Annotated in this window: 6 protein-coding genes; 5 read left to right on the forward strand and 1 reads right to left on the reverse strand. The window is 56.5% G+C overall.

The features are described 5' to 3' along the window. From PHD44_RS11900 to dfrA, 3 genes are all read left to right on the forward strand, one after another. On the forward strand, positions 1–2,226 hold a 2,226-nt coding region (locus tag PHD44_RS11900; RefSeq protein ID WP_300192014.1), incomplete at its 5' end, for a DUF3418 domain-containing protein. Between the two features lie 311 nt (positions 2,227–2,537). After that, entirely contained in the window at positions 2,538–3,038 is a 501-nt protein-coding gene (locus PHD44_RS11905; protein ID WP_300192015.1) for a hypothetical protein, read from the forward strand. A gap of 343 nt (positions 3,039–3,381) precedes the next feature. After that, positions 3,382–3,879 (forward strand): DfrA12/DfrA21 family trimethoprim-resistant dihydrofolate reductase, encoded by a 498-nt coding sequence (gene dfrA, locus PHD44_RS11910; RefSeq protein ID WP_300192017.1) that lies wholly within the window; start codon positions 3,382–3,384, stop codon positions 3,877–3,879. 353 nt (positions 3,880–4,232) lie between these two features. Here the strand turns inward: dfrA and PHD44_RS11915 are convergent, their stop codons facing one another. Continuing rightward, complete coding sequence (locus PHD44_RS11915) at positions 4,233–5,543, reverse strand: ISNCY family transposase (protein ID WP_367182028.1); 1,311 nt, start codon at positions 5,541–5,543, stop codon at positions 4,233–4,235. Positions 5,544–6,473: 930 nt separating this feature from the next. Between PHD44_RS11915 and PHD44_RS11920 the strand changes: the two genes are divergently transcribed. Together PHD44_RS11920 and PHD44_RS11925 are read left to right on the forward strand one after the other, a co-directional pair. After that, entirely contained in the window at positions 6,474–6,698 is a 225-nt protein-coding gene (locus tag PHD44_RS11920) for an addiction module protein (protein WP_300192019.1), read from the forward strand. Continuing rightward, positions 6,695–6,985 carry a type II toxin-antitoxin system RelE/ParE family toxin gene (locus PHD44_RS11925; RefSeq protein ID WP_300192021.1) on the forward strand — a complete coding sequence of 97 codons (291 nt, stop codon included), beginning with the start codon at positions 6,695–6,697 and terminating at the stop codon, positions 6,983–6,985. Before PHD44_RS11920 ends, PHD44_RS11925 begins: the two co-directional genes overlap by 4 nt. The last annotated feature ends 215 nt before the right edge of the window (positions 6,986–7,200 follow it).

Consider the following 7,200-nt stretch of genomic DNA (forward strand, 5'->3'; position numbering starts at 1 on the left):
TTGCCCATAATTGTTGACGGCGATGAAGCGCCGCTGCGTGCGCGGCTCGATGCCCTGCATCAGGCGATGCTGCCGGGTTTGCTGGCACAGATCGGTCTGCGTGATGAAGCCACGCGAACAGACAAGAATGCGCCGAAAGATACCCGCGACCAGCGCGGCAAGAAACAACGCACGCCGACGATCTACATCGGCGCGAACAATCGCCGCTTCCAGATTTTCCCCGGCTCACAACTGGCCAAGACCCAGCCCAAATGGCTCATGAGTGCGGAAATTGTCGAGACGACCCGCGTCTACGCGCGCATGAACGCCGCGATCAATCCGCGCTGGATCGAGGATATGGCCGCGCATCTGACCACGCGTGAGTACAGCGAACCGCGCTGGGATCAACGGGGCGGTCGCGTAGCCGCGTTCGAAACGGTCAAACTGTTCGGCTTGCCGATCGTGACCAAGCGACGGATTGACTTTGGTCGTATCGATCCGCTTGGCGCGCGCGCGATCTTCATTCGCGCGGCCTTGGTTGAAGGCGAATTCGACAGCGGTCTTAAGTTCTGGCGACACAATCAAGCCCTGATCGACGATATTCGGGAAATCGAGGCTCGTAATCGTCGCCCCGATTTGCTGATCGACGATCAAACGCTGTTCGATTTTTACGAAACCCACCTGCCTGCGGAGGTGTACGACGCCCACACGCTGGTGCGTTGGCTCAAAACCATCACGCCCCAACAGCCCGACGTGCTCTGCATGACGCGTGACGATCTGCTGGCCCGCGAGCCGGTCGAACTTGATCCTGCAGGCTTCCCCGATCGGTTGTCGATGGGCGCGTTCAGCCTGCCGCTGGCTTATCACTTCGCGCCCGGTAGCGAAGATGATGGCGTGACCCTGCGCCTGCCGCTGGCGGCACTCAAACAAATCGATGCCGATCGGGCCAGCCACCTCATCCCCGGCTTGCGCCGCGAAAAGATCGAAGCGCTGATTCGCAGCCTGCCTAAAGCCGACCGCCGTCATTTCGTGCCCGCGCCGGAATTTGCGGCGGCAGTCGATGAACGGGTGTCCGTCGATCGTGGCGGCCTGCTGGCGCAAGTGGCCGAACAACTGGCCCGCATGACGGGGCACAAAATCACCGCCGATGCCTTCGATGAGCGTCGTTTGGAACCGCATTTACGGATGCGATTTGCCCTGATCGATGCCAAGCAGACCGACCCGGCCAAGCAAATCATCGATGCCGACCGGGACCTTTCGGCCTTGCGCGCCCGTCACGCCGCCGCGGCCGAGCATGCCCTGGTTGAGCGAACCCGGCACCGTTTGGAACGGGATGACCTCATCGACTGGTCATTAGGCGAACTACCCGAAAGCCTGACCGTAGAAGAACTCGGCGCAGAACTCACCGCGTATCCCGCGTTGATCGATCGGGGCGAGTGCGCCGAAGTGCGCCTGTTCGATTCGCCGGAGCGTGCCGCGCTGGCGCACCGTTCCGGCGTTGTTCGATTGCTGCTCATCGCCCTGGGCGAGCAGATTCGGCACTTGAGTCAATACCTCAAGCAGGAACGCAGCCTCGATCCGGCTCGGCTGCAGTACAGCCAATGGTCGAACACGCGCCCCTTGCCTGCTTTTGGCCTGATCTTGCCCCAACGGCGCGACGCGGCGTTCGATCTTGAATTGATTGCCCGCAGCGTCGCCAAACTGGCCGTGGACGATTTGCCCTGCATTCGAGACGAGTCCACATTCCGTGCCCGCGTCGAATCACTGAAGCCGCGTCTGGATGATGCCGTGCGCCAGTTGGCGGCTCAGATACGCACGCTCTTCGCACAGCATCAAGCCCTGCGCGCCAAGCTCAAGGGCCGCCTGCCCCTGTCGCAAATCGAAGCCGCGCGGGAAATCGCCGAACAGTTCGACCTGTTGTTCTACCCCGGCATGATCTGGCACACGCCCCAAACCGTACTCGACAACCTGCCGCGCTACCTCATCGCCGCTGAAAAACGCCTCGAAAAAATCGACCGCCACCCCGAACGCGACCGCATGTTGCGCGTACAGTTCATGCCCGTCTGCGCCCGCGTCACAGACAAAATCACCGCAGCCGCACCCACCCCGGAAGCGTTCGCAGCACTCAATCAATTGCATGAACAGCTCGAAGAATGGCGCGTGGCCACCTTCGCGCAAGAACTGGCCCGCAAAGGCGCGCCGGGTGCCAAAGAAATCGAGCAAGCCATCAAGCAACTTTCGCATTAACGATGCGTCTGCGTAACTTTGCGCGGTCAATCATCAGAGTTTCATTCGGCGAAGATCGGGCAGTTACAGAGCTGGTTCCCAAAATCTGGTTGACAGATCAGGTGGTTACAGTAATGCTCAAAAAAATCACGAACCTGATCGAGCAATTTTGGCGAAGGGGTGTCTATACTCATCCATGAAGCCCGCCATTTCTTAATCTGGTCATTAAATCAAAGGGATAGGTAAATGCCAACAGTGTTATATACCCACCATCAACCGAAATATACACCTGCCAAGGTGTATATTGCTTGTTATGTTTCATGGAGCCACCGTTGAGGAAACTCTTAGCCGCAGTTCTTCTGGCAGTGCCAGCCGTCGCTTATGCCAACGTTGTCTGGCCTGCGCTCTATTTGGAAACGCGGCTTTTCTCTTGGTGGGCAATCTCAGTTGGCCTTGTCATCGAGTACTTGTTCGTACGCTGGCTGTTTGGTTTGGCTCCAAGTCGTGCGGCTGTTGCAGATCTATCGGCTAATGCCGCATCAGCGGTAGTTGGGGTAGTTCTAATTCCCATTGCTGGCATCGCTTGGGAACTGTTTCCGGCTTCCGTTTACAACTGGGCGTTGGGATGGGGAACATTCAACCCCATCACTTGGGCAGGGACGTTCTTACTTGCCTGCGTGCTCAATGCCGTATTAGAGGGGTTTGTGTACAAGAAGGCGTTTAAAGTCGACTTCAAAATCAAGAGTAGGAAATTTTGGTGGCTTGTTCTGGCAAATGCCTTCAGCGTAGGCGTCGCATTTGCAAGCTTATGGATCGTGCCATTACATCTATGAAACATAACCCTGCGGTCCACCGGACGCTGCGCGATAAGGCCGCGCAGCGCCGGTGACCTCCACGTTAGGCACTCCGTGATTCAGGGTGCTTTCTGTCGGCGGGGCGGCAGCCAATTCGGGCGACGAACTCACCCTTCAAATTCCGGCTCGCGCATCGTCGGGGTTTGGTGCATAGTTGCAAATAAAGGCGTGGCTTACAGGGAGGTTCCGTACATCATGCTTTTGCAGTCTTTCCTTTGCTCCGCGCCTAACATCACGCTCAACCCGACCGCCCACCCGCTGCGCGGGCGGGTTCCCTCCGCGCTGCGCGCTCCGGCGGCGGGTTAGCTTGAACGTTAGCCGTATGAACTCGGAATCGGTGCGCATTTATCTGGTCGCTGCGATGGGAGCCAATCGGGTTATTGGCAATGGTCCCGATATCCCGTGGAAGATCCCGGGTGAGCAGAAGATTTTTCGCAGGCTCACCGAGGGTAAAGTCGTTGTCATGGGGCGAAAGACTTTTGAGTCCATTGGCAAGCCTCTACCAAATCGCCACACCGTGGTGATCTCACGCCAAGCTCGCTACCGCGCCACTGGCTGTGCAGTTGTTTCAACGCTGTCGCACGCTATCGCTTTGGCAGCCGAACGCGGCAATGAACTCTACGTCGCGGGCGGAGCCGAGATATACGCACTGGCACTACCTCACGCCCACGGCGTCTTTCTATCTGAGGTACATCAAGCCTTCGAGGGTAACGCCTTCTTCCCAATGCTCAACGAAGCAGAGTTCGAGCTTGTCTCAACCGAAAGCGTTCAAGCCGTAATTCCGTACACCCACTCCGTTTATGTACGTCGAAACGGCTAACAAGTCCGTCAACGGGACGCCAAACTGCTGCGCTGTTTGGTTCCCTTCGCTGCGCTCCGGCGCCCATTACGTCCAACGTTATGCCTATTATCCCAAGCATACATGGCTGTTTTTATGTCATCTGGACATTTATAAATAATGACAGGGCCACACGCTCCACAGTCATTGCAAAACATCATGATGATTTCGTGGCCATGCGGATGAGTGTTAGAGCACGGGCCAATAGTAGATCCATTGCAGAACGGACAATTTTTCATGGCAAGAAAACCTTTTGAGTGGCCCGGCTATCCTGTCAACCCAATTCTAAAATGTCCCCTTTTTTCCAAAGCTGAAATGTCCCCTTCTGAGTTGGCCTAGCGCGGGGTGGGTGGTGTAGTGTGCGCAGCCTTGCCGATGGGAGAATGACGCCAGATGTGATCGGGAGCCGGTTTGAAAGAGGGCGTTGCCTGCTGCCTGACTTGGGCTGCATCCACCGTCTGGTGCAGACTTTTTTCATCGTCCAGCGGCACTGGCGGCTCGCCCTCCCGGAGGATCTGATAGGCCAGCCTCCGGCCCTGGTGCAGTAGGGTTACTGTGCCATCGAAGGCCGCACAGACGGTGATCCGGGCTCCCCGCAGGCGGTATCCCCGGCCTTGGCCGGTGAGCTGGTATTCGCGGCTGTGGAACTGGATGGTCAGGTTTTTCGAGAGGGTGCGGGTATGGTGCAGGCAGAGGATGAGGTTGAGCTCCTCCTGGCTGTGCAACACCTGTCGATGGGCGTCGGTCGGGTTTTGGGCGGGGACGGCGAAGCGGGCGTTGTAATCGGCAATAAATCCGGGCAGGAAGGCATTGGCCGCTTCGATGTCCGAGATACCGGTCAGGCGTAGTTCCTTGACCAAGCGGTCCTGGAGCGTCTGATTGGCGCGTTCAACCCGTCCCTTGGCCTGGGGCGTGTTGGCGTGGATGGGCTCGATGTCGAGGGTCTTGAGCGCGCGGGTGAACTGCGTCAGCTCGCCTTCGCGCTCCGGATGGTTGACGCGGAAGATGCTGTGCTTGTCCGAATAGAGGGCGACTGGTCGGCCATGCCGTTGCAGATAACCCGCCAGGGTCTCCATGTAGGCCTGGGTCGTTTCGGCGGGCACAAATCGCAGGGCCATCAGTGCGCCGGTGGCATCATCGATGAATACGATCAGTGTGCAGCGTGGACCGCGCCCCTCGAACCAGTCATGCGGTGAGCCGTCGATCTGAACCAACTCCCCCCGGCAGGGACGGCGCGGTCGGCGCTGATGAGTATGAGCCTCGCGGCGCCGCTTCGCTTGCCATAGCCCCTCATTGATCATCCACTGGCGTAGGGTCTCGACACTGACCGTGTAGCCATGCCGTTCGGTCAGCTTCTCGCAGGCGAGCGTGGGGCCGAAATCGGCATACGCGCTGCGGACGACCCCGAGGATCTCCTGCCGGACGGCATCGGCGATGGCGTTCCCCGGACGCTTCCCCCGATGGCGCGAAACCAGGCCTGCCGCGCCTTCAGCCCGATAACGGGCCACCAGGCGTTTGACCTGACGCACACTCAACCCCAACTGCAGGGCCGCATCCCCCTGGCGCAGCCGCTTGCCCACCACCTGCTGGATTACCCCCAGCCGGTCGACCTCTTGGTAACTCATCGTAATATACTCCTCTGCCATCACCCCTCCTAAAACCAAAAGGGGACATTTTAGAATTGGACAAAGGGGACATTACGGCTTTGGGCTAACAGTGGCCCGGCTATCCTTGCCCTGAATGCGGGTTTGAAAAACAATGGCTGGTGGGCAAGGCCAAGAATTCAGGCGGCCACAATGTCTGTGTGTTCTATTGTGGCCATTGCTCTCACAGAACAACACATTTTGTTGCTTGTCGGTCTGCGCTTGAAGCAGGTGTTGAACCGGACGAAATAAAAACAAATTGGAAACTTCCAAGTTGTGAGGTGTGCGGCAAAGAGGGCGCTGAGAATCATCATTGGGCGCCATATGCTTTATTCGGCGGTGAATCCGAAAGATGGCCACGATCATACCTATGTCAGGAGTGCCACGCTAAATGGCACAGAATAGTCACACCAAACATGAAATGCGCCGATTAGCAAAAGCAGGCATAACACTGCGCTTCACCCGACCAAAAACCGCGTCGCGGTTTTTGGTCGGGTGAGATTGTTCGTTAGGCACTTCGGTGATTCAGGGTGTTTTCTGTCAGTGATTTGGCAGCCAATTCTGGCTACGAACTCGCCCTTCAAATTCCGGCTCGCGCATCGTTGGGGTTTGGTGCATAGTTGCCAACAATGGCATGGCTTACAGGGAGGTTCCGTACATCATGCGTTGGCAGTCTTTCTTGAATTTCGCGCCTAACATCACGCTCAACCCGGCCGCCCACCCGCTGCGCAGGCTGGTTAGCTTTAACGTTAGGGCACCTCGAAAAACCGTCACGAGCGGCCCGAGTGCAAGGCGGACGGAGCGCAGCGACCGAGACATATCAAATAGATAGGCGAGGGAGCGAGCACCGCCCAACGCAGCAATCGGGGCGCGCAGTAGGTTTTTCGAGGTGCCCGTTAGGCTAAATAGTCCCCTTCAGTCAAAGGTGAAAACATGAACACAAAGCAACTTATTGATGAAGCAGTGTCGCTACCAGTGGAGGAACGAGCCTTGGTGGTGGATTCGCTGTTGCGGAGTTTGAATCAGCCAGAATCAGAGATAGACAAGAAATGGGCTCAGGAAGCAAAGCGCCGCCTTAATGAACTCAGGTCTGGTCAAGTGGAAGCAATCCCAGGAGAAGAAGTCTTTAGGAAGGTCTGGGATAGGTTCGAAAAATGAGTTTTTCCTTTCATCCAGAAGCTGAAAAAGAATTCAACAAGGCAATTAATTATTACGAAGACATTGAGCCAGGACTGGGCTATGACTTCGCTTTGGAGGTTAATTCAAGCATCAATCGGTCAGTCGATTTTCCAAAGGCATGGGCTATTCTAGAAGGCGATGTCAGGCGGTCTTTGGTAAGACGATTCCCGTTTGGAATTCTGTATTCAGAAGAAAAGGACGGAATATTCATTGTGGCGGTGATGCATCTTCACCGTGAGCCAGGATATTGGAAGCACAGAAGATAAAAAAGCCGAACAAGGCGCTCAACTCGGACCGTTTTCGTCGCTGCGCTCCTCAAACGACCGGTTAGCGCAGGCGTTATGTTTAAAAAAAACATCGAGAAATTCAACATGGCATTTAGCGAATTCGAATTAAAAAAACATGAAAAGTTGTTGAAGGCTTATATCGAAAAGCATAGGCCACCCGCGCATATCCGAAACGAACTCGATCTCGATTACAG

The sequence above is a fragment of the Halothiobacillus sp. genome, assembly GCF_028710545.1.
Taxonomy (GTDB): domain Bacteria; phylum Pseudomonadota; class Gammaproteobacteria; order Halothiobacillales; family Halothiobacillaceae; genus Halothiobacillus.